Below are 25,474 nucleotides of genomic sequence, written 5' to 3' on the forward strand. Positions count from 1 at the left end.
TTTTCAAATTAATAGTTTAGTTGCTTGGAGGTTCTTCTTGTGTAGAATCAACTTTAGGTGAAATTGATTTTGTTTTTGCTTTTGTATCCTTTTTATTTGTTTTCAATATTTCTTGATCCTTTTTTGGCTGCTCTGCAAGAATCACTCCTACACCATCATCAGGACGTGGAATCACATGAGCGGAAACCAGCACTCCTGCCTTAGCTGCTGCATACTTGCCTGCATCAACGGCAGCTTGCACGGCTCCTACATCCCCTTCCACTAAAACAGCCACAAGACCTGCATCTACCTTTTCTTTCTTTATGAGCCTGACATCAGCCGCTTTTACCATTGCATCTGCGGCCACGATAGAGGCAATTAACCCTCTCGTTTCAATCATTCCTAATGCCTTCGCCATGCTCGGCACCTCCCGTAACGTCTATCGAATCAATTATTCCGATAATAAGGGCATCGATAGGTAGACTAGTCTGTGCTGCCATATTCGTTGCAGCACTACCTAAAGTTACCATCACTTTGTCCCCAACACCTGCACCTATTCGGTCTACAGCAATAATGGGGGTTTGAATTGGCGATCCGTTAGGAAGCTCTGGCTGCACAAATAAAAATTTCAATCCAGTTAAATGGTCTTCCTTTCTAGTCGCCCATACATTTCCGATTACTGTACCTACTTGCAAAAAAATCATCTCCCATCGTTAGTCAATTACCTTGATGGTTTTCCCTAACTCTCTTGCGGTATCACGTGCTAAAGGGGTTACAATTGTACGCTTGTTTATCGTAATTGTGTGGTCCTTCCATGTTTGTATATCTCTTTGTGATAAAAGCTTATTCTCAAAGACGACTGGTTCATTACGTTGCTCAATAGCCATTTGCTTTTCGGGTAGTTTGACAAAACTTTCCCTCTTTACCTCATCCATTTCCTCATATTTCTCTAGAATACCCACATCTCCGCTAGTAATCAGACCGGCATTCGCTTCATCGGTATCAATATGCATCTCCAACTTATATCTAGCAGATACACGAATGAGTACTTTTCCAAAGGATACAGGACGTTCATCGCCCGTTTTAATCCGTACATATTCTCCATTCTCCACACCAAAATTCAATGCATCTTCAGGTGTCATATGGATGTGTGCCTGGGCTATGATAAGACCTTCTTTTTTAAAAATACTTCCTTTTGGGCCAACTAGTGTAATAGAAGCAGATTCTTTAATATTTCCAGATTCACGAATCGGAGGTTTTACCCCCAATTTAACCGAATCTGTTTTACTTACTTCTACTTGAGTGAGTGAACGGGCAGGACCAAGAATTCTGACCTTTTCAATAGAACCCCTTGGTCCGACAATCATCACCGTTTCATTTGCAGCAAACTGACCTGGTTGTGATAAATCAGCTTTTTTTGTTAATTCATATCCTTTACCAAATAGCACTTCTAAATCACTTTGACTTACATGACAGTGTCGGGCAGAAACAGCCATCGGAATGTTACGAGTCACCGAATTTTTATTCAAAAATTGCTGAATGACCTCTTCCACGATCATTTGAATGGCCTGTTTATTCATCACTTATCTCCTAACCTAGTAAGCTAAAGATTAGAGTTCAGCTTCTAATTTTGGTAAAATGCTTTCCAATTCATTGTGTGGACGAGGAATGACGTGTACCGATAAAAGCTCCCCAACACGTTGTGCAGCTGCAGCACCAGCGTCTGTTGCTGCCTTTACCGCACCTACGTCGCCGCGTACAAATACAGTTACAAGGCCTCCTCCAACCTGAACTTTTCCAATAAGGTTGACGTTTGCTGCTTTTACCATTGCGTCAGCTGCCTCAATTGATGCCACTAATCCTTTTGTTTCCACCATTCCTAATGCTGTTAACTCTCTTGCCATTGTCCATTCCTCCTATTAGTTCATTTGATATTTTTTTAAAACTTGATTCACCATTTCAGAAATCAAATTTGGATCTACATTTCCTGCGATATTTACTTGTTTTAAAACCTGTTCAACAATTTCAGATACATTTTCATTTGATTCTGATTTTGTTTGACTAGGTTGCTTTTCTTGCTTTGGAATGATGACCTCTTTCGTTCCATATGCCATTCTTTTTATATTGATTAAATGCTTGGCAGATACATTGTCTGAAGTAATATTGCCTCCAAAAGATCCACAGCCAAGTGTCAGTGATGGAACGAGTCCAGTTGTAGCACCAACCGCCCCAATTGAGGAGAGCGTGTTTACCATCAACCTTGAAACTGGCATTTCTAGGGCAAATTCCCTTGCTACCTTGTCATCATTCGTGTGCAGGGATAAACTATGTCCTCTCCCGCCAAGGTTTAGCAAGCTTAAGCATATTTCTTTTGCCTGAGGATAACTATCTGCTGTGTATAGAGCTAGGATGGGTGAAAGCTTTTCTATTGAAAATGGTACGTCTTTCCCCACTTTTCTTTCTTCAGCAACTAAAATTCTCGTACCCGATGGGACAGTAATCCCAGCCATTTCCGCAATTTTCAATGCGCTTTGTCCCACAATATTAGGATTTAATTTTCCTGGCAGAGGTGAAATGACTTTTTCTAATTTAACTTTTTCTTGATCATCCAACAAATATGCGCCATTTTTCGTTAGTTCTCTAATCGCCAACTGCTGGACATTGCGATCAACCACCATGGCTTGTTCTGTTGCGCAAATCGTTCCATGGTCAAATGATTTACTTTCCACAATCATTTTCATGGCTTTTGCTATATCTGCTGATTTTTCAACATATACCGGAACATTACCTGGACCGACTCCATACGCCGGTTTTCCAGAGCTATAAGCAGCACGGACTAAATCTTTTCCACCAGTTGCAAGGATTAAATCAATGTCACGATGTTTCATTAATTCCGTCGTTGCTGCCATTGTTGGTTTAGAGATCCATCCAATTATCCCATCTGGTGCTCCTGCCTCTTTAGCAGCCTCCATGCAAATTCCCAATGCCGCTATCGTACATTTAACTGCTCTAGGGTGTGGGCTTAATACTATTCCATTTCTTGTTTTTAAGCTAATTAAAGCTTTAAAGATAGCCGTCGAAGTTGGATTGGTCGTTGGAATTATACCAGCGATTACTCCAAATGGTGCCGCCACTTCCACTACTTTGTTAGCATGGTCCTCTTTAATAATGCCAACTGTCTTTTCATTCTTGATAGATTGATATACAGCCATTGATCCGACATCATTTTTCATTCGTTTGTGTTCAACAATACCCATTCTAGTTTCTTCAACCGCAAGCTTTGCTAATTCCAATGATTTAGCAAAAGCAGCCTCCGCTACCCGCTTTACGATTGCGTCGACTTGCTCTTGTGAAAACCCCATATACTTCTGCTGCGCTTCCTTTGCTTTGTGAAGGGCATCCCGCATTTCTTGGATTGATTGTAAATCATGATCAAACTGCACCTGGGATACACACCTTTCTTTTATAAATAGTAAATTGTTAGATTTGTCTTGGATTTCTACTAATGTCAAGAATGACCTCACGGAACGCATCTGCTGCTGCTTGACAAGCAGATTGTGAACCGGTAAGTAGTCCTCCTCCAAAGTTCGTTTCTGAAGGCGGGCCAAAAAATTTAACTAACTCCACGTCTGCCGCCTTTAACGCTGCGTCAATTCCATAAACCGCCTCGAGCGGCGGGGCAATCAAGTAAGCAAGTGCTTCCCCTTGCGTGATTCCAGCTTCTTTCGATAAATAGCTTCCCGTCCTTGCTACCACATGGGCATACAACGCATGGCTTTTCTCTTCATTTACTGCTTCGAAAAAAGCATCGTTTTCTGCAGTCTGGATGACCGCCTCTATTCCACTTTTCACTTCGTCTGGAGTTGGACCAGCTAGGATGCCGATCATTTCACCTGATAATGGCCCCGAGGCATGTGCAGAACCCGCATAGAACGAGCGAGCATAAACAACCTCTACATCCGCTCTTTTTGTAGCCTCATCTAAAGCGGTATATCCAACATCATCGATGGTGGAAGTAAAAATGGCCAGGCTTCGATGATTGGGTTGGAGTTGAAATTGCTCTGCCAGGGCGGAGTCCACGTTTGGAATAATTCTGACAGCTAAAATTTCTGCATGAATTCGCTTTAAGGTCACAACCGAGTCCTCCCTTATTGTTCTTTTTGAACTAGCGAAACTCCACTAGCTTGATATTTTAATATTTTTTGAATGACTGTACCAAGATAGGCACCCGCTTCAACCGGCGGGATTCCACCTTTATGAATATTCGAAACAACCATTCGATCCGCCTCAATTGTCCCTATTCGTGGTTCATAACATAGATAGGCACTAAGAGATTCCGCACTCACAAGACCCGGACGCTCACCAATCAAGTACACAATCACTTTTGGCTTTAACAGCTCTCCAACATCATCCATGGCAGCTACTCTTCCTTTTTCAATGAAAAAAGGGGTCCCTACATGAAGGCCTAAAGCTTGTAGTGCTTGATTAAGAGATAGATAGACATCCTCTAAGTTTTCATCAATCGCCTTTGAACTTAAACCATCTGATACAATGATTTGAACGGTTGGAGCTTTTTGGCATTTTTGTGTGATCAGTTGCTTAGCTTCTTCAGAAAGCTTGCGCCCAAAATCAGGACGTCTTACATAAATTTCTTTGTCAGCCACCTTTGTGTTAACTTTAAACAGCGATAAACTTTCTAATAAACCAGGATTTACATCACCGTACACGGCATCCACTGCAGCTGCATGATCGTAACGAAACTTCAACCAGGTATTCGTTTTAGGTCTTAGTCCCGCTCTCCCCACCCCAATTCTTGCAGGTGTCTTACTAATCAAAGACTCTAACTCATCTTTATCAAATGGGGATTCAATTCCAATAACAGGCTTTGATTCTAAGTTAATATCTTCAATATCATCTTGTAGGGTTTGCTGCATCTTTTCTTTGATGGGTTGATAGTTATCACTCGCAGAAGGGTGTGATTGACCGTCTGCATTGTGGTTCCAAAACTTCACCTCTACTTCTGATGACGTCTGTTCATCGGTCACCACAATTTGTGATTTTAATTTTTCATATATTAATTTGGTAATTTGTTCAACTAATTCAGGATTCATTCTATACACCTCCTACCCTCGAAAAAATAGTTGGATCTCCTGCTTTTTTGCTTAACTTTCCATTTTCAAAAATCCCCATCTTTTCAAGCCACTCTTCGAACAATGGAGCAGGGCGCTTATTCAATGTTTGTCTTAAGGTTGCCACATCGTGATAACTTAAGGACTGGTAATTCAACATGCAATCATCACCCATTGGTGCAGCAATGATGAAATTCACTCCAGCAGCGGTTAACAGCACACCTAAATCCTCAATATCATTTTGATCTGCTTTTATATGGTTTGTATAACAAATATCTACTCCCATCGGAATCCCATGCATTTTGCCCATAAAGTGGTCTTCTAACCCTGCTCGGATTACCTGTTTATTGTTGTACAAATATTCTGGCCCAATAAAGCCAACCACTGTGTTTACGATATATGGATCAAAGTATCGAGCAAAGCCATAATTACGTGATTCTAAGGTCATTTGATCGATGCCATAATGTGCCTCTGCCGATAACTCAGAGCCTTGACCCGTTTCAAAATACATACGCTGTGGCCCTGTTCCAGTTCCATATACCTTAGCCATTTCATTGGCTTCTTCTAGAAGGGAAGCAGTAATACCAAATGAACGGTTAGCGGCTTCGGTTCCTGCGATACTTTGGAAAATCATATCTGCAGGAGCTCCTTGCTGAAGTGCTTTCATCTGAGCAGTGACATGAGCTAGCACACAGTTTTGTGTCGGTATTTCCCATTTTTGAATGAAGTCATGGGTTGCGTGTAGCAGTCTCTTTACACTCTCTACTGAATCATCCACGGGGTTGATTCCAATGACCGCATCACCAATTCCATAGGAAAGACCTTCTTTCATTGATGCCATCATTCCCTCAACATTGTCTGTTGGATGGTTAGGCTGTAGTCTTGAAGCAAGCACCCCTTGTTGACCAATCGTAATATTACATTTTGATAGAATCTCAATCTTGTTTGCTGCATGAACCAGGTCTAAATTGGACATGATTTTCGCAACTGCAGCGATCATCTCACTATTTAATCCTCTGCTTAACCGCTTTAAATCTTCACCAGTGGTTGTATCATTTAGGATATACTCCCTAAGCTCGGAAACGGACCAATTTTTAATCGATTGATAAATTGGTTCATTGATTTGACCTTCAATAATGCGTGAGACTTCATCTTCATCAGGAGATAGTAGTGGGTTCTCCCTAATATCATGAAGTGTTAGGTTGCTTAATACTTCCTTTGCAGCTATTCGCTCTTGTACGGTTTCTGCTGAAAGACCTGCTAAGCGGTCACCTGATTTTTCTTCGTTTGCTTTTGCAAATAAGTCCTTTAATGAGGAAAATTGGTAGACTGTGCCGAAATAATTCGTCTTTAATCTCACCTGAAAGTCCTCCTTTCTTTATTCTGGAATGTTAAGGTTTTTATGATAACCGGAACGACATCGGATTCTAGTACGCGCCCAATGTCTAAATAGTCACCATTTTCAACAGTAATTTGATCTATGCAAATGACCGATTGCGAAGGATCTTTCCGATTAATCGTTTGTCCGAGTACTTTTGCATAATCTCTATCTAAAACAAGGACCACGGGCTGCGATCGATTAGGTTTTTGCTTCAGCCCTTGAAGGATGCATTCTGCCCATGCGTCAATTTCTCGAAAGCGTAAATAGGGTAGATTCGAAAAATATAGGGCAAAATTCTGACCTTCCTTCTGGGGATCATATAGTTCAATTGCTTCTGTCACTTTTTTCGAAATAGAATCCACTACCTCGTTAAAATCTTTGTCAAATCGGATTTGAAAAACCGGCAAATTCTTAAGTGGTAATTGGCTACTATCTACCTCAATGGTCGCCCCGCTGATTTCCGTTGTTTGCAACCCTGAACCTAAGACGGTTGCCCTTACAGTTTCCTCCGGCTTGACCCATGACCATTTATGTAAGACCTTGTTTTCTTTCAAGGAAGCAGCCAGTGACATGCCGATGTCATCGTATTGGGCTGGGTTAGCAGACTCGTCTTCATAACGATAGATACATTCACCAACTCCTCCTGAAAACATAATAGCCTCTACATCTTCCTGCCAATTAGGTTCATGACCTAATAAAAGGAATTGGTCTTCTTTCGTAAGTGACTTTTGTAGCATCCTTGCAATTACACCAGCCATAAAATCAGTAATTCTCTTTATTTCATTTACACTTATGGATTGTCCCACATTTATGATTGTCCCCCAGTGAGTAAGCAGATTTTTCACAGGGGGTGAGATACTTTTAATTTTTAAGCCATGAAATTCTATAAGTCTACCGCCAATATGGAGTGTACAAGTGCCACAAAGTCTCCCTGATTTATACACTGCTATATTTGCTGTTCCTCCACCGATATCAATATTAGCAGTGACTTTGCCTGATGATTTCGAATACTCATACGCACCAGAACCCTTTGCAGCAATGATCCCTTCTAAATCTGGTCCGGCCGTGGCTACCAAAAATTCACCGGCATGATCCGATAGCTGGTGAATCATTACTTCTGCATTTGTCTTTGTTGCTGTTTCTCCCGTGATGATGACAGCCCCGGTTTTAATATCTTTAGGCTCAACCCTTGCTTTTTTATATTCATCTTTTACTAAAGCCTCAATTTTCCCGATATCGATTGATGTTGGAGAAAGAAGTGGTGTTCGATAAATGGGACTGCGATAAACGACCTGCTTATCAATAATCTCGATGCGAGGAACATGTGCCCCGCCAGCCATATTCATCAATGTAAACTTACTAATCACTACTTTAGTTGTACTCGTTCCGATATCAATTCCAGCACTGATCATTTCTTCTTTATGTGGGCTAATAAATTTCATATCCCATCTCCCCAAAAACAAAGACGCCCCTTTTAAACCATCCAAGATTAGATGGTTTAAAAGAGGCGCCATTGCCTGTAAATTCATTTGTGTAACCATAATATAAATTATTTTCTGAATACTGTAAAGGCTTTCATTCAAAAAATATATACGGGGAAGGATGATTGTCGATATACTCCTTCATTTCCTGTATCGTATTCATGCCCACCAGCATTTTAATTTCCTCTATCCCCTCATTTTTAAGGGAAGATGTAATCACAATGGGCCCTCTGTTCACCATTACCTTTTTTAAAAGGGAGACAGCTAATTCGATATCTGCCTTATCAGAATCACTCTTTGTGACGACACCAATAGGAAGTTTATTTATCCCAGTACTAAACCCATGAGGGAAAATCATCTTTTTCTTCGTGCTATCCTGTAAATAAAGGACATGAGTAACCTCAAGAGCAGTTGCCATGATATTTTTATAAAAAAATGGGTTTTCACTATATTCACCAGGAGTATCCACAATCCAATCAAAATATAGTAGGGATTGTGTTTTTACCGCTTTTACTTCTCGGCCAAGGAGAGCATTTGTTAAGGTGGATTTTCCTGCACCAATTGAACCGATCAACATTGCTCTGTTCTTCATTTGTATTCTCCTTTTCAGAAATTAAGACTTTGTAATTTGCGCTGGTGTATAGTGAAGGGTATCCGCAAGAAACCGGTTGATTTCCCTCATGGCCATATCTACTTCTGATACATTCCCGACAATCACTAAGCTGCCTGTAAAGCGATCGAGGAAACCTAATTTTACATTTGCTGCCTTTGTTGCTAAATCTCCGGCAATAATAACCGTTTCACTCGGTGTTAATGTTAGGATTCCTAATGCACCACTTTCCTGGATACCCAATTTCTCAAACATATCTGGATCTGGATTTGCAATTAAATGGCTTAATGTTACCTGTTTACCAGGGACAAACTCTTGAATAAATCTCTTTTTCTCATCACTCATGAGAACACCTCTCCATTTCTTTCTATAAGACAAAAAATGCTTAATAGACCTTATTTTTTTTAAAAAAATAAAATCTATTAAGCGCCATTGCTTATGTTTATTTACTTGTAATCAATCAATCTAGCTGGGGTATTTCAAGAGAATGTACTTTGCTACCTTTTCCAATGGGAGCTGTTTTTTCATACTGATGCTTCTCATCTTATTGTAAGCCGTTTCTTCTGGTAAATTCAATTGTTTCATTAAAATTCCTTTTGCTTTTTCAATTAATTTGCGATTTTCCAGTTCTTTATTCATTTCTTCTACTTTTTCTTTGTAAAGGCTTGTGTTTTCTGCCTGCCTTAGAGCGATCTCAACTGCAGGGATTAAACTGGCTTCAGAAATGGGTTTCACTAAGTAACCTAAAATATTGGCCTGTTTTGCTTTTTCAATATATTCTTTTTGGCTATAAGCAGTTAAAAGAAGAATAGGAATATCAAATTTGTTAGAAATAATTTCACTGGCTTTCAGCCCATTCAACTTTGGCATTTTTATATCCATGATGATTAAATCAGGTTTAAGTTGAAAAGCTAATTCAACAGCCTTTTCCCCATCAGCTGCTTCGGCAACAACCTCATACCCCGCATCCTTTAACATGAGTGAAACATCCAAGCGAACGATTGACTCGTCTTCTACTACCATAATTCGTTTTTTCAAGATTCATACTCCCTTTCTAAGGGGAATTCAACTGTGGCAATCGTACCCTCACTCGTTCCAATGATAGTAAATTCACCTGATAAATCATGTTCTATCATCATTTTTACAATATCCAAACCTAAAGACGGCTTCATAGTAGACTGACACCCTATACCATTATCCTGAACTTGAACTTTAATCATAGGTGTATGATTTTGAATGGTTACAGCAATTTCACCTTCACTTAATCCAGTAAATGCATGTTTAACACAATTTTGAATAAGTTCATTAATGACCAATGCAACAGAGACAGCAACATTTGATTTTATTAAAAGTTTAGGACCTGAATATGTGATTGTAATATTTTTACTATCATGGTCATCACTAAATACCAACATATTGCCTATTTTTTCAATTAAACTAAAAATCTCAACATCATCAATACTAGAATTTGATAGGATGATTTCGTATACAGAGGCAATGCTTAATATCCGATTAAGACTTTCAATAAAATGAACCCTGCTTTCTTCTGGAACTCCTCTCCTCATTTGAAGCCGCAATAGGCTTGCAACAGTTTGGAGGTTATTTTTCACACGGTGATGGATTTCGCGAATTGCAACTGTCTTAACTGTTAGTTCTCGTTCCTTTTCCCTGAGTTCAGTCAGATCACGAAAAATAATGAAGGAACCACTGTTATTATCATTTTGGACCAGTCCAATCTTTTTCATTTGAAACACTTTATTCTTTATAGTTACTTCTTGAATGAGTAATTCTTCAGGAAGCAAACAAACCTCATGTAAGTTAGGAAAACATTCTAAAAAGGAAGTGCCATTTTTATACTCTTTTGAACACATTTCCAACAATAGATTCATAGCAGACGGGTTTGCATATTGAATTCGTAATTCAGAGTCTATAATAAACAAGGACTCTTCAATCACTTCATGGATAAATGGACTATTTTCAGCGATTCCGAGCAGTAGCTCACTTAGAGTCTCATTTGCTTCTGTTAACGTTTTCAATTTATCTTGATTTTGAAGCTTATCACTGATATCTTTTTCCATGATTAACGTCCCAATCACCCGGTTATTTATGCCTTCAATAGGCACCACACTCTGCTCTACTTTTTTCCCTTCTTGTGTTAACGCATGGTTCAAGAAGATGGGCTTTCCTGTTCGAAGTGCATAAAAAACAGCTGGTTCAAACGTTTCATAGGCAAACTTACCGACGACAGGATATTTGTATACCGATTTAGCTGTTGTTGGTGAAGCCTCCGCTACGACAATCGCATGTTTTCTTTCGCTAGTTGGACAATCGATAAAAACATTTGCTTGATTTAAATCAGCAATTAATGATAGATTCTGTACCACATCATTTATCTTTTGAATGTCATCGTCTGAGAGATCTGTATGTATTTTACACAGGGAATACACTGCATTTATTTCATGATTTGTCATCCATTTACCCCCTGTCAGTAACTAGTAGTATTTAAATATATTAAATATAATAAATATTTTATATATCATCATTTGTAGTGTCAATTTAAGATTCTGGAAAGTAATAATATTCTAAACACAAAAAGAAGCTGCATTGGCAGCGACTGTTTATAACGGTTTAATGATCCTTTTACGTTTTTCAAATGTTGCAACTCCCTTAATTCCCATCTCCCTTAGTGCTCCCGCATTCTCGGCAACATAATTTCCAAGATCATCTGGAAAATGAGCATCTGAGGACAAAGTAAATGAGACATCTTTTTTGACAAGAATTGATAAAAAATCAGGACCCGGGCACATTTCTTTTACAGGATAGCGGTAATAAAGACCGGCATTTACTTCAGTTGCAGTATCCGTATCAATAAGAGCTTGGGCAATCCGTTCCTGCCATGTTTGGGTAAATGCTTCGTTTTCTGCACGTACATTGAAGACTTTTAAGTTATCTAAATGAGCCACAAAATCAAACAAACCTGACCGAATCATTTTCTCTACAGTCCCGTAAAAGTGAGTATATAAAGTAAGCGTGTCCCATTCATTAAAAATTTGGATGGTTTCTGGATTGTCGAACCCCCAACCGTTAACAAAGTGGACAGACCCAATAACAAAATCCCAGGGATAGTCCCCAAGCAATTTTGATAGTTCTTCTTCCCCTCCTGGAAAATAGTCAGCTTCGAGACCGAGTTTTAAATGTACACCTTCTTTTTCCCATATTTTTTTTGCGTTAACTATTACTTCGACAAAATGCTCCATTTTTTCATTCATCACTTTCGATAACCAGTAATTCTGTAATGATCCAATGGTGTCATTCTGATCAAGATTCATTCTTTTGGAAAAATAATCAGCTGCTTCACGAAATCTATAAAGATGATCGACAATTCCAACCTCTTTTATCCCCAACTGTTTTGCTTTACGTAAATATAAATGTAACCATTCTTCACTATAACAACCCTTTGACATACGCTCTTGTAAAGAATTTATTTGCTCTATAAGTCTTCCTCTAGAACCAATAGATGAAAAGGGGACTCCCTGAAATGCTTCTAATGCCTTTGCTGTTCGTGCCAGCCATTTAAAAGAATAGGGCCCTTCCTCTAAATGAACATGGTAATCTATGAGCATACCTAGATTCCTCCTTTCTTAACTAATCAATGTCCATTTAATATTTTTACGATTTAGTGATTTCACCCAATCTTGGGGACAGTGTTTATTGGTAATAATTTCATTTACCATATCTATAGAACAGATGGAAAAAAAAGATGATTTACCTACTTTCGAATCATCTGTCAGTAAAAAGGTGGAAGTACTCTGTTTAACCATCTCCGCTGAAACAAGTGATTCATCAAGGTCATATTCATAAATAGTCGTTTTAGTTACTCCGCCACATGAAATAAACGATTTGTTAATTTTCATTTGCGAAAGCAATTCAAGGGTCATGGCTCCTGCAACGGAAGATTGCTCCGGATTTGTTATACCACCAAGCATTATGACCCTCCCTGTCATTCTTTTTTCTTCTAATGCCAAATTGAATCTTTCTGCTGCTGCAATTGAATTAGTTACAACAGTAACATTTTCTAGGTTTTGTATCATATCAGCGATGTGAACGGTTGTTGTCCCTACATCTATAGCAATAAAATCTCCATTGTTAATATACTCTGCGGCCCTTGCTGCAATTTTTATTTTTACCTCCCTATTCATATCGAGCTTACGTTGAAAAGCTAATTCCTTTTGAGAAGGAATAAAGGTTACCGCCCCACCATGAACCCTTGTTAACAGTTCTTTATTTTCTAGTTCGGCAAGGTCACGGCGAATCGTTTCTGGAGTCACGTCTAGTATGTCTGCAAGTTTAGAGACCCAGATTTTTTTCTCACCCTCTAACCTTTTTAAAATTGTTTTTTGTCTTTCTTCTTTTATCACATTCATTTAAGTCCCACCACATCTTCTGGCTCAATAAAGCAGTCATAAATTTTCCCCTTTTGTAAGGTTCCTGTCCCATGATGCAAACGCTCGCAAGAAAAACGGATACTCTCCGCTTCAAAAATAGTTCGAATTACATTACCGTGCATCGTAGAATCAATCGCTTCAGCCCGTATATGATAGGATGAAGGTGTTTGGCTAAAATGAATAGCTTCCGGACGAATGGCGAATTTTCCAGAATCATCCCCTAAATGACGTCCTATTAGTTTTTCTAATTGTTCTCGTAGGATAATATTGTAATTTCCTATAAATCTCGCAATAAATTCTGACTCCGGTCTTGTATAGATGTCAATTGGTGTTCCCCTCTGGGCGATTTCCCCAGTCTTCATCACAAAAATGTGATCCGAAACAGCCATTGCTTCCTCTTGGTCATGAGTAACAAGTATCATTGTCATTTCCATCTCTCTTTGGATGTTGCGTAAATCTGTTTGAAGCCGCTTGCGAATTTGTGCATCTAGAGCACTTAGGGGTTCATCTAATAACAATACTTTTGGACGTACGACAAGAGAGCGGGCTAAGGCAACCCGTTGTTGCTGGCCACCAGATAAATGGTTAGGATATGCGGCCTTTTTTTCAGTAAGGTGTACAACATCTAGGATGTGATCTACCCTCTCTTTAACCTCTGACTGTGGAACCTTTTTCATTTTAAGTCCAAAAGCCACATTATCCTCCACCGTCATATTTGGAAACAATGCATAGGACTGAAACACCATTCCTATTTCTCTATTCATTGGTGGGACGTTCCTCATATCCTTACCATCAATATAGATAGAGCCTGATGTTGCTTCTGTTAACCCTGCTAAGATACGTAATATGGTACTTTTTCCACACCCACTTGGTCCAAGAAGTGTAACAAATTCACCTCTATTCACTTCCATGTCAATACCAGATAATACAGTTGTTTCATTGTATATCTTTTTTATATCCTGAAACAGTACATAACTCATCCGCGGGTAACCCCTTCCGACTTTTTCGCTAAGAATGCAGTAATAACAGTTGTAGCCCCCATAAGAATGATATAAATTAAAACAACTGCACTCGCAATATGACCATTAGATTTTAAAACGGCAATTAAAAATATTTGAACCGTTTCAAATTGTGAACCTACCACTAAATTAACTAATACAAATTCTCCAAAAAGAACAGAAAAGGATAAGATTGATGCAACGAAAATTCCTGGATAGATGGATGGAAGTAAAACACGCCTAAAGGCCTCCATTTTTCCAGCCCCTAATAGCTCTGCAGCATCCATTAATTCTCTTGCATTAAAGTTTCTTAAACTATTTCGAGTCCCCTGATACATAAATGGCAGAATACCAATTACATAGGCACCCAACAAAATAAGGACCATAGATAGGCCTGTACCCGAATATGAATTGATCAAGCCGACAGCTAGAATGATAGGTGGGAATGCATAGACCATCACTACCATAGATTGTATCCACTTCTCATATTTAGGATAGTAAATCACAATAATTAATATAGCTGGAATCATTAGAATAACTGCTAATATGACCGCACTTCCAGAAAGAATTACTGATCTACCAAAAGCTTCGATAAATCGTAGATCATTGAATAAGGAAGAAATCCATTTTAGTGTTAGGCCCTCTGGAAACACAGTTCTATTCCATTCAGTTGAAATTGCGTAAAGAGCAGTTGAAATAATCGGCAAAGCCAGGTATAAACTGGTAATGGCAAATACGAAACTATTAAACCTTTTCATGGCTGGGCCAAATCCTTTCTAGACTTCTTGATAAACCACTCATTTAGCAACATGGCAGATACCATTGTCGCTCCAAGTAACACTGCAATAGCACAAGCAAATTCAGGCTGTGCAAAAATATCTCCTTTTATCAAAGATCCAATTTTAATCGAGGCTAAATTATAACTACTTGCAGTTAATGCATAAGCGGATGCATAAGCGCCCATGGCATTGGCAAAGAGAACACTAAATGTTCCGGCAATTCCCGGCAGTAATATTGGGATGCCAATTTTCCACCAAAAAACAAAAGGTGATGCTCCAAGCAGTGAAGCTGCTTCTTTCCATCGGTCTTGAATTCCATAATATATGGGATAAAGCAGCATGAGCGCTAAAGGAAGCTGAAAATAAATATAGACTAATAACAGCCCGCTCCAGCTATATAAAGAAAACGAAGATGAAAAATCTACTCCCCATTTTTTAAAAAGAAGGGTGAAGAGACCACTATTTCCAAGGAGGATAATAAAGGCAAATGCAAGTGGTACGCCCGAAAAAGTAGAAGTGAGATTTGATAATATTAGTATTTTTTCTCTTAAAGATTCCGAAAAGCGCATAATTGTGTAAACAGATAAAAGTGATGCTATAAGCGCTATAAAAGCAGACAATAATGACAAGGTTATACTATTCTTAAAACCCTGCAAAATATAGCTATCCGTAAATGTGTTTTTGTAGTGTTCAACTGTGATTCCTGCAGATGCTGACGTAAAGCTACTAATTACCATATAGAGCATGGGGACAATAAAGAATAACAAAACCATTGCCAAGAAGGGCAACATTAAAAAAATGGTATTCTTTTTTCTGCTCACAGCACCAAATCCTTTCCTTTTATCTCATTTTTTACAGGAATAAGAAATGGCACCATATCCTTTGACACTACTATTCCTAGTAAATGACAGGCAAGAGGAGCTATTTGCAGCTGTGAAACAACCTCCTTATAAATACCTGGCTTTACTTTTTCAGAGAAAATATATAGCGGTACATGTCGGTCCGCAACCGTGTTACCCCCATGATTACCATCTGCTGTCATACCGTGATCAGCCGTTACGATGATGTCATAGCCCCGCTCCTGACAAATCGGTAAAAATTGGGCTAAAATAGCATCGACGGCCATTACACGATTCCTATATTCAACAGAATCAGCTGTAAATTTATGACCATCGTCATCGACATTCATTGGATGGATATATAAAAAGTCGGGTTCCTTTTCTTTTAATAGCCAAAGTGCGTCGGCAAACAAATGGCTATCAGGGTAATGGTCCTCAAAATAAAAAATTCCATTTTCAATTGGGTGCTCTTGATCTAATTGAATACGGTCCTCCCCCCTTTGGAAAGGTGCACGATTGTACAGCTCACTAACCCAATAATAAGCCGCAGCAGCGGTTGATTTCCCGCTGCTTTTGGCTAAATGAAATAGGCTGGTTTGTTTAGATAATCTAACAACCTGGTTGCCAGTAATACCATGTACATGTGGTGGAGTTCCAGTTAATATGGTCTCGTAAAGCGGACGTGACAATGCGGGTAATTCAGAACGAACTTCAAAGCGGGCAATTTTTTTATTTTCCACAAGATGATGCATAAAACCCATGTGTGAACAAGCAGTATCAAAACGCAGGGCATCAATTACAATTAAAACCAATCGGTTATTTGACATGGATGAGTACCTTTTCCTGCCACAATTGTGGGATGGTCTTTGTTGTCTCCGCCCATGCCTTTTGATCTCCGACTGGACGCGCATTCTTATAGAGTTCATCTGGTAAAAGTAGTGCCTTTACATCATCGGACAGTTTTGCGTTTTCACGGATTGGTCTTGCGAACCCTTTTGCAAGATTTTCCTGTCCTGCATCAGATAAAATATATTCACGTGTTAACATAGCGGCATATGGGTGTTTGGCGTATTTGTTAATGACAGTCGCGTAACCTGATGTAACAGATGCTTCTTTTGGAATGGTAATTTCAAATCGATTCTTATCAATTTGACTACTATAACCTAGCGCATTAAAGTCCCAAAGAATAGCAACTTCAATCTCACCTTTTTCAATATTTGCCACACTTGGCTCCCCAGATAAACGGCCTTTCTTTGCTAATTCAGCATAGAAATCAATACCAGGCTGCAGATTCTTTTCATCACCACCGTATGCATAAGCGGCTGCAAGAATAGCAAACTGTGCTTGACTTGCCACCAATGCGTCCCCAATACTCACTTTATAATCTCCATTTTTAAGGTCATCCCATGAAGTTGGTGGATTTTCCACTTTGTTTTTATCAGTTAGAAAAGCAATGGTTCCAGTGTACCCAACAATCCAGTTTCCCTTATCATCTTTTGCCCAATCCGGGATATCATTCCAATAAGAAGTTTTATAGGGAATGGTCAAACCTTTTTCTACAGAAATCGGACCAAAAGCAATTCCTACATCCCCAATATCTCCACTTGCATTTTCTTTATCGGCTTCAAACTTTGCTAGCTCTTCCGCACTAGACATATCTGTATCTTTATGTTTTAAGCCGTATTCACTAGAAAGTTCTTCCCAAGTTTCTTTCCAATTGGCCCAGGTGTCTGGCATAGCAAGTGAATTAATTTTCCCCTCTTTTTTTGCCTTCTGAATAATCTCATCTAACGGAAGGTCGGTTTTTACTTCTTCTTTTGTCCCAGATGAACAAGCTGCCAAAATGTTTATCGACAAAACTGTGATGAATATACTCTTCCAGAGATGTTTGATTTTCATTTGAATGCCCCCTTTTATTTTTTGAATGACTTTTGTTTCTATCATGAATATATACAAGACCACAAAAAACATACCAGTAAATTTCTAAATATTTAAAATATTGGCCTAACGGATGTTTTTGTTTATTTAATAATTTATTTGGCAATAATAACCTCGATAAAGATTGAAAGGATGGGATGTTTGATGTCATTAGAATGGTTTGACAGAGTATGTGGGGAATTACAGGATCATCTTGAGTCTATTTGTGAAGAATATGATCAAGTTGGCCAAATGACAATTGAAAGAGCTGCCAAACATCCAAGAATCGAGTTTTTCGTCGATACGGCAGATGTTGATACCGAAGAACTTGATCGTGATTATTTCTGCACCTTGTTCTTTGACCCGCAAAACGAGGAATTTTATATTGATACTTTCGACGTTGACAGTGGGCATACAGCGAAGATCATCCTTTCTGACATTGAGGAAATCATTCAAGAGGTTCATGAGAGCCTCCATGATTATATGAACGACGATGATCACTATACAGATGATGGAGTTTATCTCAACACTTCTGAAGAATGTGATGATGGTGATGATGAGTTTGAAACCGATGTTATATACCAAACCATTGATGAAGATAACAACGATGAATACTACGAAGCAGAGCAACTTAATGATGACAATATTTTTGAAGAAATCGATGTGGAATGGTCGACACCAGAGGTAACTGCCTTTAAGCATGAGGATGAAGTCGAAGTTACCTATCAATTTGGAGTAGTACAAGAAACCGGAGATGGTGTCCTCAAACGAATTAACCGGATTTGGACAACTGATGAAGAGTTAATTAAAGATGAATCTCATTTTATTTTTAGTAAGGAAGAAGCAAGTACCATTATTGCGATGATCGCCAGCCATATGGACCAGTTAAGCGAGTTTGATTTTTGATAATAAAGGAGGAGCATGCCACTGTGGTATGCTCCTTCTCCTCAATCAACTGTATAATCGATTTCAATAAGATCCCATGCTGTAATGATTCCAAGCGGTGCCTCATCTGCTTTTCCATTCTCAGTGATTATTACACCCTCTAGCTTTCGCTTCTTTTTATGTGCCTGTTCAAAAATATTTTCTACCTCAAAAATGTTTATATCTTTAGCTACGATTTCGATTGGGTGTTCCTTTTCGTACATCATAATGTCGGAAACATGGATGTCAGATAAGTTCACCATACTATTTTCCATATTTTGTGCCATCCATTTTACAATTGACCCTGCTGTCAGAAGACCGTTACATGTTTTATTTTTATAAATTGGAAATTTTGAATAGCCGTGCTCTTTAATAGCTGTAGTTACTTTTAAAATACTATCTTGGTAATCAAAGAAAACCACATTTTTCGTTGCAATAGTTAGTGCGTAATTAGGCCGGCTAAACACGTTGGCAATTCTTTCTATATGAGAGACCACCTTGGCATTTGGCTCAGCAATATAAAAACCAACCTCCATTTTTTCATGAACAATGGCATTACGAAGTCTAGCATATTGTTCTAAGTCCTTTTTATAGGTGTCAATCATTTGATATTTTTTAGCGCCAACCTTTACCAATACCACGAATCTATCATCTTTAATCTGTACGATATCCCTCAGTGCATCATGTACTTGATTAAAAGCTACCTCAAAACGCTCCGAGAGTAACGGACTCTGTTTTTTATTCATATAAAAATAGCTCTCCCATTTAATTGCTTTTTTATATTATTTATCCACCATTTTTATAGTAAAATCAATACTTGTTATTTACAAGAAATTTATGTTTCCCCTTTTTATTTGCATGTAAAATTATTGATTTGACAGTATGGTCACAATCTGTTCCTCGATTTTCTTCCCCTTCATTTCATCTATCATATTGTTTAATAGGATGGAAAAAATAAGAGTTTGCCCGCTTTTGGTTTTTACATATCCAGAAAGCGAACTTACTGTTGAAATGGTACCTGTTTTGGCTTTCACTTTTCCAAGGGTATTCGGCCCTTTCATTCGGTACCTTAAAGAGCCTCCGACCATTTTGTCACGGACACCCGCTACTGGTAAAGCATTTAAATAACTAGGAAACCATTTCTCCTTTTGAACATAAAATAAAAGCTGTGAAAGTTGATTCGCTGGAATTAAGTCGACATGAGAAACTCCCGACCCGTCTCGTATAACCATTGTTTGAGGGTTGAGGCCGAATTTCAGCAGTTCTGTGTTTAACACTTGTAGGCCTTTTTCCCAGCTACCTTCACCTTTAACCACCCTGCCCATTTCCTTCACTAAAATTTCGGCATGTCCATTGTTACTTAACTTCATAAAAGGCACAAGAAGTTTGGACAGTGGCATAGATTGATGAGTGGTTAAAATTTTAGCGGTGTCAGGCACCATGCCCGTTTTGATTTTTCCCGTTATGGAAATCCCTTGTTTGGCAAATGATTGTTTTAAAAGGGTAACGGCATAGAGGGTTGGGTCCCATACCCCCACCCATTCTTTTTCAGGTTTTGCTTTTACAGGAATAGTCCCTTCAATTGTAATTGTATTTTTAGCATGCTCCCGTTCAATCGTGATTTCCTTTTTTCCATCCTTAGCGACCGTTTCAGCAAGGTTTACAATTTTTACATAATTTGTTTTCGGGGTCATTTTCACTGTCGGCTTGTCCCCTGCTTTTAAACCCGGTTTTACTTCGATTTTGACTGACCCTGAGTCATAATCTACTGTTGGAGAAGCTGTAAGTGCAGATATTTGTGCACCATAATGTTCTGTTTCGTCACTCCAAGGCAAGTCTAATGAATAGCGGACGTCATCATACCACGAATCATCACCGAAAAGATTTCCTTTTATTTTTTTGATTCCTTGCTTTTTAATGTTCTCGGCCATTTGATCAAAATCAGTCTTTAATAGGGTTGGGTCGCCTTTTCCTTTTATGTATAGATCCCCTTCAAGAGAATTCTTTTTTACAGGACCATCTGCAAATATTTCCGTTGCAAAAGTAAAATCCTCACCCAAAACATTTAGAGCCGCTGCAGCCGTTAAGAGTTTCATATTAGAAGCAGGGCGTAACCGAACATTGCCTTGATAATCATAGATGACTTCCCCGCCCGCAGATGACCGAACACTAATTCCTGCGATGGCACCTTGTAAAGCTGGCTCTTTCATCAATAATTGGTTGAGCTGTACAGTGATATTAGCGGGAGGGCTCGTGGCATTTACATGTATGTTAGGACCCTTGCCCCAAGCAATGTGACGATGAATAATACAATCTTCAAATTTAATTTCAAGCGTAATCCAGCCTTCCCTTTTTCCTTGAGTTTGTCCAAATAGTACCATTTGTATGTTGGATTCAGTAATAAGGTGGGTATTTTTTCTAAATAAAGGATAATTATACAAAATACTTTAAAAATGGCACAAAACGAGGCAATTTTTGCACAAAACACCTATAAACCGGCACAAAACCAAGTAAAAATGATACAAAACCAACCAAATATGGCACAAATGCCAAATCACCTTATTCTCAAGGCGAACAAACAGAGTATTATTACACTCTCTCCTACAAAACTGTAATATTTTTACTCATATACGCCCAATTTTGTGGTGCAGGCAGGCTTATTTGCCAAAAAGTTGTTCCTGCTAACTGGTAGATGTCCATTAACCGATACTTTTCTACATAACTACGAATATCCTCAAACCAAACAATATGCTCTTCAGCTCCCTGATAGTAGCTAAACCAAGGGGACTTAGCCATATTATCGAATTCAATCACCGCCCCATTTGCAATTGCTTGATTTTGGGCGGCAAGAACAGACAGAGCACGGGTAGCATGTGTAGGAACCACCTTGTCATACCCGTAAAGCGGCAAGGCAATTTGTAGTTTACGAGGTTCAACCTGGGTAATAGAATATTGAATGACCTGTTCCATCCAATTAATCGGAGCAATTGGATCAGGCGGTCCTCCAGGGTACCCATAGTCAATCGTCATCACAGCTATAATGTCGGCGACTTTTCCAATTGCAGCATAATCGTAAGCACCAATAATGCGGTTAGTCGGAATATCAGCTATCTTTGCATGTACATTCACCTGCAAAATTAGATCACCTAGGGCAAGCTTTAACTCTGTTAAGAAACTAGTAAAATCATTCCTCTGGGCTGGTGGTATAAATTCAAAGTCAATACTGACACCGCCGAATCCTCTCTGAACAGTTAGATTGAATATACTTTTAACCATGTTTGCTCGGTAAACAGGATCTTTTAACACCTTCCCTGCCATCTCTGCACTAAATTCATTTCCTGTATAATTTCTAATCATCAATAATGGGACAATTCCCAATTCTTTACTTCGCGTAACAATCCCAGCATCATCAACTTGATTAAATGCATAACCTTCTTCTGTAAATGAATAAGCAACAATAGCTACATATGTTAGCTGTTCTGCCAGAGCATTTAGGGTCATTACATTTGCACTTTCAGACGAAGGCACTAGAAAACCAAGAGTAGCTATTTCTAATTTTACTAGTGAAGGGACATTAATCACTTGCCCAATGATAAGACGGTTAGGATTCAAGCCTGGATTGGCAGTCATAATACCTTCTATAGTTGAATTAAATTGTTGTGCAAGCTGCCAAATATGATCGCCCGCTTTTATTCGATAGGAACGGATTGGCAGCAGGTTATCCGGTAGATAAAGGGCAAGGCCCGGCACGATAGAAGTAGCGGATGGTAGTCCATTAAGTTCTACTATCGTTTGTATAGAAACACCATATAAGGTTGAAATGGTCCACAAATTTTCACCAGCAACTACAACATGAACAGCCATAATATCACGCTCCTTTACTTACCATCATATGGTCCTAAAAAGTGAATATACTCACATAAAAATAAAAAAGAGAACTCGCAGTTCGACAAGTTCGTCTCTCTTTAAATCTATATTTGCGGGCCAATTATAGTCAATATAATCAATTTTTTTCTGATTATGGAATAATTGGAAACAGGTAATACTGTTTAATGTTATGACAGTGGTAAAAACTACCCTTTTGGAGGAACTTTGATGCTTCTAATGTGCATTTTTACTTTCCTATTGTTCCTTTTAGCGATTATTTGGAAAAGAAATAACCTTACATTACTCGAAATCTTTTCTATTTTCCTATTGGTTTCAACTATCAATCAAAATATCCTAGATATCTTAACCGGAAACCTGAAGGTTATGAAAATTACTGAGCATATCCAAATGTTTTGGGCTTCATTTATGAACCGTTCCTTTTTGATCCCTTTACTCTCCATATTATTTATTGATTATCTAGCGACTACCAAGTCTATCTTTCAAAAAATCAGCTTATTTATAATGTGGACTTTTTTGATAACAGGAGTAGAATATCTGTCAAAATGGGTTGGAGTCATTCAATTCGTTAAATGGTCAATCTGGTATTCGTTGATCGAATGGGGGTGTATTTTGTTTCTAGCTGCTTGCTGTCGAAAATTTCTATTTTACTTATACACGAAAGGAACTCACTAAAGTGGTCTTTGGCACGCCAATTAAATTTGATGAAAATGAATTATGGGTACTTACTGGTTTAATCGTATTATCTTTTGTATTTATTAAGCTACCCAGACATTTTCCACCCGCTCTAACGTTTGTCCTCATGCTATTTAATGCAAATTTGTCCATAGGTGTTGATTTTATTTTAGCTTCAAAGTACCCTTTTAACTTTTACGATGCATTGGATACCCAACAGTATGACCTTTTTGATTTTATTATGGATACGATAAATTACACTATTTACGGCTATCTCTTTATGTATAGTTACGATAAGTTGAGGCTTCAAGGAATTCGTAATTTCCTCTTGATTCTTGGTTGGATAGGCTTATCACTCTTAATGGAATGGATTTCTATAAAGCTGAATGTCTTCAAATTTATCCATTGGAACTTAGGGTACTCTACAATTGCCTACTCCTTTATTTTTACCTCTTATATCATCTTTTTAAAAATAGGCAAAATTGCCTTTCACCGGTACAAAACGAGTAGAATGAATAAAAATACCCTACACTAAAACCCGAGTTCAGATAAGAACTCGGGCCATTAATTATTTTTGTGATTCATTAAAATTATAATAAAATTTTGCAGATATCGATCCATCTTTGTTTTCTTTAATATCGGTAACGTGGATACCGGAATCTGCAGGTGTAGCGCTTAATCCCTTCCAGAAATAGTATGATCCGGTGTGCACATTACTTGAAACAGGAGTAATTTGGCTGCCTGGTTTAAAGAAGTCAGCAGCGTCTCCCCGGTTAACATTCTTCTCTAAATCATACTTTCCATCAGCCTGGAGAACAGATAGTCCATAGTGTGTAACCATAGTTCTGTTACTTGCCATTTGGGATTGGTTATATTGGTAGCGTTTATTCATCCAGTTTTCGACATTATTAGGACGAAAGCCAGCGGTTTGATAGAGTGATAGTACATTTTCATCCACATGCCATGCGACTAAGCCATGGGCATTGGCCCCTTCACGAATTAAACCTTTATTAAATCCTTTCTGCTGAACGTTTTCAAATAAGAAATATTCTGTACCGTTCGAACCAGGTACTTCCATCTTAACAATTCCATTTTCAGAAGTTGCAGCATTTACTGGTGGTAAAGTAATCGCTTTTACACCATCAGCCGGTTTTACGTCAATTGGGGAAGCCCAGCCAAGGAAGATTTTTGAATACGGATCAAAATGAGTTGGTGAGTTACCAGAGTAAGCTGCCGCATTCGGATATCTCATCCAAGAACCGCCTGACATCATCGAATAGTTTCCAACACCTTCAGAAGTATAGGCTGTATCATAGAAATCTGGAAGTCCTAGAGCATGTCCAAATTCATGAGCAAACACTCCCGCTTGTCCAGGGAATGGACCCGTTTTCGATGCTTCATCATAACCGCCAGTTGCTTCATTGTATCCAGCTACGTTACCGCCAATTTCCGGTTGAATATTGTAATTGTCTACCATAACTCCATCAAAAGTATGGTCCTCAACAAATTGGCTATACCATGTATTCCACTCTTCATCTGTCTCAACACCGTCCTGGTTTAAATCAGCGGCTGGCTTACCTGTTTCATAATACTTTCCATAATATAATGCACTTAACGAATTCCATTTGTGTGACCAAATTTGTGCTGGGTCTGCACTAAATTCTGCCCCTGTTCCTTCATGAACGATAAAAACATTCGGAACTTCTCCATCTACTGCATACTTAGAAAAATCTACTACACTATCAGCTGCTTTAAAAAGATCAGTTACTAATTCACCGATATGCGCATCGCCATTTACATTACCATATTTATAAGTACCTTTTTGATCTAAATAATAGGATGCCCCTTTGGGAAGTTCGATCCAAGCTAAATCTTTGTCATCATTTTTTACTAATGTTACCTTTCCATAACTGGATTCCTTGTAAATATTTTGCATGGTGCTATCAGTTGGCGCTTTTTGACCATTAAATTCTGCATACTGTTTAAATTCATCTAGTTCATACGGATTATACGTATCACCAAAAATCAAATCGTTAATATATTTTGCGGGCACTTGACCGGTGACATCCCCTACAGGCTCATCCCCTTCTTTAAATTTTGCAAGGATGACTAGTACGGGTACCTTTCCGTCTGCCGTTTGATACTTAACATGATTATCGCCAGCCCGTTGGAATTTACTTCCAATCTTGTTCGCTACTTTTTCAGCCGGATCCATCTTGGATAAATCTTTCCCTAAATCTTTCGACTTAGCCGCTAATTCTGGGGAAGCCCCAACATAATGGGCAAGACTTAAATTATATGTATCTTTTGCCTTTGTTATCTTTGCCGAAGAATCACTAGAATGGAAACCTGTCATTACAAGACTACCCACGAGTGTTAGGGTAAAAGCAGATTTTGATAGAACCTTTAACAAGTACAACACCCCTTTATTT

General features: G+C 38.6%; 26 protein-coding genes and 1 pseudogene. 3 read left to right on the forward strand and 24 right to left on the reverse strand.

All coding sequences use genetic code 11. From position 1 onward, the window contains the following. Positions 1-16: 16 nt before the first annotated feature. The 20 genes and pseudogenes from ABES03_RS17435 to ABES03_RS17530 all read right to left on the reverse strand — a co-directional run bounded on the left by ABES03_RS17435 (position 17) and on the right by ABES03_RS17530 (position 17,540). On the reverse strand, positions 17-397 hold the full coding sequence (locus tag ABES03_RS17435) for a BMC domain-containing protein (RefSeq protein ID WP_430118989.1): 381 nt from the start codon (positions 395-397) through the stop codon (positions 17-19). Further along, the gene (locus tag ABES03_RS17440; RefSeq protein WP_430118991.1) at positions 372-674 is read right to left on the reverse strand and encodes a EutN/CcmL family microcompartment protein; all 303 of its coding nucleotides are present in this window, start codon (positions 672-674) and stop codon (positions 372-374) included. The genes ABES03_RS17435 and ABES03_RS17440 overlap by 26 nt, the downstream gene beginning before the upstream one ends. A gap of 240 nt (positions 675-914) precedes the next feature. Then, positions 915-1,559: pseudogene (locus ABES03_RS17445) on the reverse strand (phosphate propanoyltransferase); the annotation flags it as partial. Between the two features lie 30 nt (positions 1,560-1,589). After that, positions 1,590-1,883, reverse strand: a complete 294-nt coding sequence (gene eutM / locus ABES03_RS17450) for an ethanolamine utilization microcompartment protein EutM (protein ID WP_307287352.1) — start codon at positions 1,881-1,883, stop codon at positions 1,590-1,592. A gap of 15 nt (positions 1,884-1,898) precedes the next feature. Next, positions 1,899-3,422, reverse strand: coding sequence for an aldehyde dehydrogenase family protein (locus ABES03_RS17455; RefSeq protein ID WP_430118993.1), 1,524 nt, complete (start codon positions 3,420-3,422; stop codon positions 1,899-1,901). A gap of 37 nt (positions 3,423-3,459) precedes the next feature. Continuing rightward, positions 3,460-4,113 carry an ethanolamine utilization microcompartment protein EutL gene (gene eutL / locus ABES03_RS17460; RefSeq protein WP_430118995.1) on the reverse strand — a complete coding sequence of 218 codons (654 nt, stop codon included), beginning with the start codon at positions 4,111-4,113 and terminating at the stop codon, positions 3,460-3,462. A 14-nt stretch (positions 4,114-4,127) separates the two neighbouring features. Further along, a complete protein-coding gene (gene eutC / locus ABES03_RS17465) occupies positions 4,128-5,090 on the reverse strand; it encodes an ethanolamine ammonia-lyase subunit EutC (RefSeq protein ID WP_430118997.1) in 963 nt (320 codons plus the stop codon). Position 5,091: 1 nt separating this feature from the next. After that, positions 5,092-6,468: an ethanolamine ammonia-lyase subunit EutB gene (locus ABES03_RS17470; RefSeq protein WP_430118999.1), complete on the reverse strand. Its 1,377-nt coding sequence runs from the start codon at positions 6,466-6,468 to the stop codon at positions 5,092-5,094. After that, positions 6,465-7,931, reverse strand: a complete 1,467-nt coding sequence (locus ABES03_RS17475) for an ethanolamine ammonia-lyase reactivating factor EutA (RefSeq protein WP_430119001.1) — start codon at positions 7,929-7,931, stop codon at positions 6,465-6,467. The genes ABES03_RS17470 and ABES03_RS17475 overlap by 4 nt, the downstream gene beginning before the upstream one ends. Positions 7,932-8,064: 133 nt before the next feature. After that, on the reverse strand, positions 8,065-8,562 hold the full coding sequence (locus tag ABES03_RS17480; RefSeq protein ID WP_430119003.1) for a EutP/PduV family microcompartment system protein: 498 nt from the start codon (positions 8,560-8,562) through the stop codon (positions 8,065-8,067). Between the two features lie 21 nt (positions 8,563-8,583). Continuing rightward, a complete protein-coding gene (gene eutS / locus ABES03_RS17485) occupies positions 8,584-8,925 on the reverse strand; it encodes an ethanolamine utilization microcompartment protein EutS (RefSeq protein WP_430119005.1) in 342 nt (113 codons plus the stop codon). Between the two features lie 120 nt (positions 8,926-9,045). Further along, positions 9,046-9,618, reverse strand: coding sequence for an ANTAR domain-containing response regulator (locus ABES03_RS17490; RefSeq protein ID WP_308083738.1), 573 nt, complete (start codon positions 9,616-9,618; stop codon positions 9,046-9,048). Next, positions 9,615-11,051 (reverse strand): histidine kinase N-terminal domain-containing protein, encoded by a 1,437-nt coding sequence (locus tag ABES03_RS17495; protein WP_430119008.1) that lies wholly within the window; start codon positions 11,049-11,051, stop codon positions 9,615-9,617. Before ABES03_RS17495 ends, ABES03_RS17490 begins: the two co-directional genes overlap by 4 nt. A 147-nt stretch (positions 11,052-11,198) precedes the next feature. Then, positions 11,199-12,203, reverse strand: coding sequence for a histidinol phosphate phosphatase domain-containing protein (locus ABES03_RS17500; protein WP_430119010.1), 1,005 nt, complete (start codon positions 12,201-12,203; stop codon positions 11,199-11,201). 18 nt (positions 12,204-12,221) lie between these two features. Beyond that, positions 12,222-13,004 carry a DeoR/GlpR family DNA-binding transcription regulator gene (locus ABES03_RS17505; protein ID WP_430119012.1) on the reverse strand — a complete coding sequence of 261 codons (783 nt, stop codon included), beginning with the start codon at positions 13,002-13,004 and terminating at the stop codon, positions 12,222-12,224. Next, positions 13,001-14,005, reverse strand: a complete 1,005-nt coding sequence (locus ABES03_RS17510; protein ID WP_430119014.1) for an ABC transporter ATP-binding protein — start codon at positions 14,003-14,005, stop codon at positions 13,001-13,003. Before ABES03_RS17510 ends, ABES03_RS17505 begins: the two co-directional genes overlap by 4 nt. Further along, positions 14,002-14,781 carry an ABC transporter permease gene (locus ABES03_RS17515; RefSeq protein ID WP_430119016.1) on the reverse strand — a complete coding sequence of 260 codons (780 nt, stop codon included), beginning with the start codon at positions 14,779-14,781 and terminating at the stop codon, positions 14,002-14,004. Before ABES03_RS17515 ends, ABES03_RS17510 begins: the two co-directional genes overlap by 4 nt. Further along, complete coding sequence (locus tag ABES03_RS17520; protein ID WP_430119052.1) at positions 14,778-15,593, reverse strand: ABC transporter permease; 816 nt, start codon at positions 15,591-15,593, stop codon at positions 14,778-14,780. Before ABES03_RS17520 ends, ABES03_RS17515 begins: the two co-directional genes overlap by 4 nt. A 26-nt stretch (positions 15,594-15,619) precedes the next feature. Beyond that, a complete protein-coding gene (locus ABES03_RS17525) occupies positions 15,620-16,468 on the reverse strand; it encodes an alkaline phosphatase family protein (protein WP_430119018.1) in 849 nt (282 codons plus the stop codon). After that, the gene (locus ABES03_RS17530) at positions 16,458-17,540 is read right to left on the reverse strand and encodes an ABC transporter substrate-binding protein (RefSeq protein WP_430119020.1); all 1,083 of its coding nucleotides are present in this window, start codon (positions 17,538-17,540) and stop codon (positions 16,458-16,460) included. The genes ABES03_RS17525 and ABES03_RS17530 overlap by 11 nt, the downstream gene beginning before the upstream one ends. A gap of 183 nt (positions 17,541-17,723) precedes the next feature. Here ABES03_RS17530 and ABES03_RS17535 point away from each other — a divergent pair, with 183 nt between their 5' ends. After that, positions 17,724-18,464, forward strand: coding sequence for a hypothetical protein (locus ABES03_RS17535; protein WP_430119022.1), 741 nt, complete (start codon positions 17,724-17,726; stop codon positions 18,462-18,464). Positions 18,465-18,505: 41 nt separating this feature from the next. On the opposite strand, the gene ABES03_RS17540 is transcribed toward ABES03_RS17535, so the two are convergent. The 3 genes from ABES03_RS17540 to ABES03_RS17550 all read right to left on the reverse strand — a co-directional run bounded on the left by ABES03_RS17540 (position 18,506) and on the right by ABES03_RS17550 (position 22,346). Next, a complete protein-coding gene (locus tag ABES03_RS17540) occupies positions 18,506-19,228 on the reverse strand; it encodes a CBS domain-containing protein (RefSeq protein WP_430119024.1) in 723 nt (240 codons plus the stop codon). A 120-nt stretch (positions 19,229-19,348) separates the two neighbouring features. Further along, the gene (gene dacB / locus ABES03_RS17545; RefSeq protein WP_430119026.1) at positions 19,349-20,863 is read right to left on the reverse strand and encodes a D-alanyl-D-alanine carboxypeptidase/D-alanyl-D-alanine endopeptidase; all 1,515 of its coding nucleotides are present in this window, start codon (positions 20,861-20,863) and stop codon (positions 19,349-19,351) included. A gap of 220 nt (positions 20,864-21,083) precedes the next feature. After that, positions 21,084-22,346 (reverse strand): glycosyl hydrolase family 18 protein, encoded by a 1,263-nt coding sequence (locus ABES03_RS17550; protein ID WP_430119028.1) that lies wholly within the window; start codon positions 22,344-22,346, stop codon positions 21,084-21,086. A 231-nt stretch (positions 22,347-22,577) separates the two neighbouring features. Here ABES03_RS17550 and ABES03_RS17555 point away from each other — a divergent pair, with 231 nt between their 5' ends. Further along, entirely contained in the window at positions 22,578-23,042 is a 465-nt protein-coding gene (locus tag ABES03_RS17555) for a CBO0543 family protein (protein ID WP_430119030.1), read from the forward strand. 1 nt (position 23,043) lies between these two features. Continuing rightward, positions 23,044-23,577 carry a hypothetical protein gene (locus tag ABES03_RS17560; RefSeq protein ID WP_430119032.1) on the forward strand — a complete coding sequence of 178 codons (534 nt, stop codon included), beginning with the start codon at positions 23,044-23,046 and terminating at the stop codon, positions 23,575-23,577. A 33-nt stretch (positions 23,578-23,610) separates the two neighbouring features. Here the strand turns inward: ABES03_RS17560 and ABES03_RS17565 are convergent, their stop codons facing one another. Continuing rightward, positions 23,611-25,455, reverse strand: a complete 1,845-nt coding sequence (locus ABES03_RS17565; protein WP_430119034.1) for a M6 family metalloprotease domain-containing protein — start codon at positions 25,453-25,455, stop codon at positions 23,611-23,613. Positions 25,456-25,474 lie beyond the last annotated feature (19 nt).

The sequence above is a fragment of the Neobacillus rhizosphaerae genome, assembly GCF_050477885.1.
GTDB lineage: Bacteria > Bacillota > Bacilli > Bacillales > Cytobacillaceae > Neobacillus > Neobacillus rhizosphaerae_A.

Bases quoted from the DNA above. Each gene is read 5' to 3' on its own strand.
- ABES03_RS17525 (WP_430119018.1), bottom strand. From the start codon at position 16,468: ATGTCAAATAACCGATTGGTTTTAATTGTAATTGATGCCCTGCGTTTT.
- eutM (WP_307287352.1), bottom strand. From the start codon at position 1,883: ATGGCAAGAGAGTTAACAGCATTAGGAATGGTGGAAACAAAAGGATTA.
- ABES03_RS17510 (WP_430119014.1), bottom strand. From the start codon at position 14,005: ATGAGTTATGTACTGTTTCAGGATATAAAAAAGATATACAATGAAACA.
- ABES03_RS17495 (WP_430119008.1), bottom strand. From the start codon at position 11,051: ATGACAAATCATGAAATAAATGCAGTGTATTCCCTGTGTAAAATACAT.
- ABES03_RS17555 (WP_430119030.1), top strand. From the start codon at position 22,578: ATGCTTCTAATGTGCATTTTTACTTTCCTATTGTTCCTTTTAGCGATT.
- ABES03_RS17535 (WP_430119022.1), top strand. From the start codon at position 17,724: ATGTCATTAGAATGGTTTGACAGAGTATGTGGGGAATTACAGGATCAT.
- ABES03_RS17515 (WP_430119016.1), bottom strand. From the start codon at position 14,781: ATGAAAAGGTTTAATAGTTTCGTATTTGCCATTACCAGTTTATACCTG.
- ABES03_RS17435 (WP_430118989.1), bottom strand. From the start codon at position 397: ATGGCGAAGGCATTAGGAATGATTGAAACGAGAGGGTTAATTGCCTCT.
- eutS (WP_430119005.1), bottom strand. From the start codon at position 8,925: ATGAGTGATGAGAAAAAGAGATTTATTCAAGAGTTTGTCCCTGGTAAA.
- ABES03_RS17480 (WP_430119003.1), bottom strand. From the start codon at position 8,562: ATGAAGAACAGAGCAATGTTGATCGGTTCAATTGGTGCAGGAAAATCC.
- ABES03_RS17500 (WP_430119010.1), bottom strand. From the start codon at position 12,203: ATGCTCATAGATTACCATGTTCATTTAGAGGAAGGGCCCTATTCTTTT.
- ABES03_RS17505 (WP_430119012.1), bottom strand. From the start codon at position 13,004: ATGAATGTGATAAAAGAAGAAAGACAAAAAACAATTTTAAAAAGGTTA.
- ABES03_RS17550 (WP_430119028.1), bottom strand. From the start codon at position 22,346: ATGGCTGTTCATGTTGTAGTTGCTGGTGAAAATTTGTGGACCATTTCA.
- ABES03_RS17520 (WP_430119052.1), bottom strand. From the start codon at position 15,593: ATGTTGCCCTTCTTGGCAATGGTTTTGTTATTCTTTATTGTCCCCATG.
- ABES03_RS17530 (WP_430119020.1), bottom strand. From the start codon at position 17,540: ATGAAAATCAAACATCTCTGGAAGAGTATATTCATCACAGTTTTGTCG.
- ABES03_RS17475 (WP_430119001.1), bottom strand. From the start codon at position 7,931: ATGAAATTTATTAGCCCACATAAAGAAGAAATGATCAGTGCTGGAATT.
- dacB (WP_430119026.1), bottom strand. From the start codon at position 20,863: ATGGTACTATTTGGACAAACTCAAGGAAAAAGGGAAGGCTGGATTACG.
- eutC (WP_430118997.1), bottom strand. From the start codon at position 5,090: ATGAATCCTGAATTAGTTGAACAAATTACCAAATTAATATATGAAAAA.
- ABES03_RS17540 (WP_430119024.1), bottom strand. From the start codon at position 19,228: ATGAATAAAAAACAGAGTCCGTTACTCTCGGAGCGTTTTGAGGTAGCT.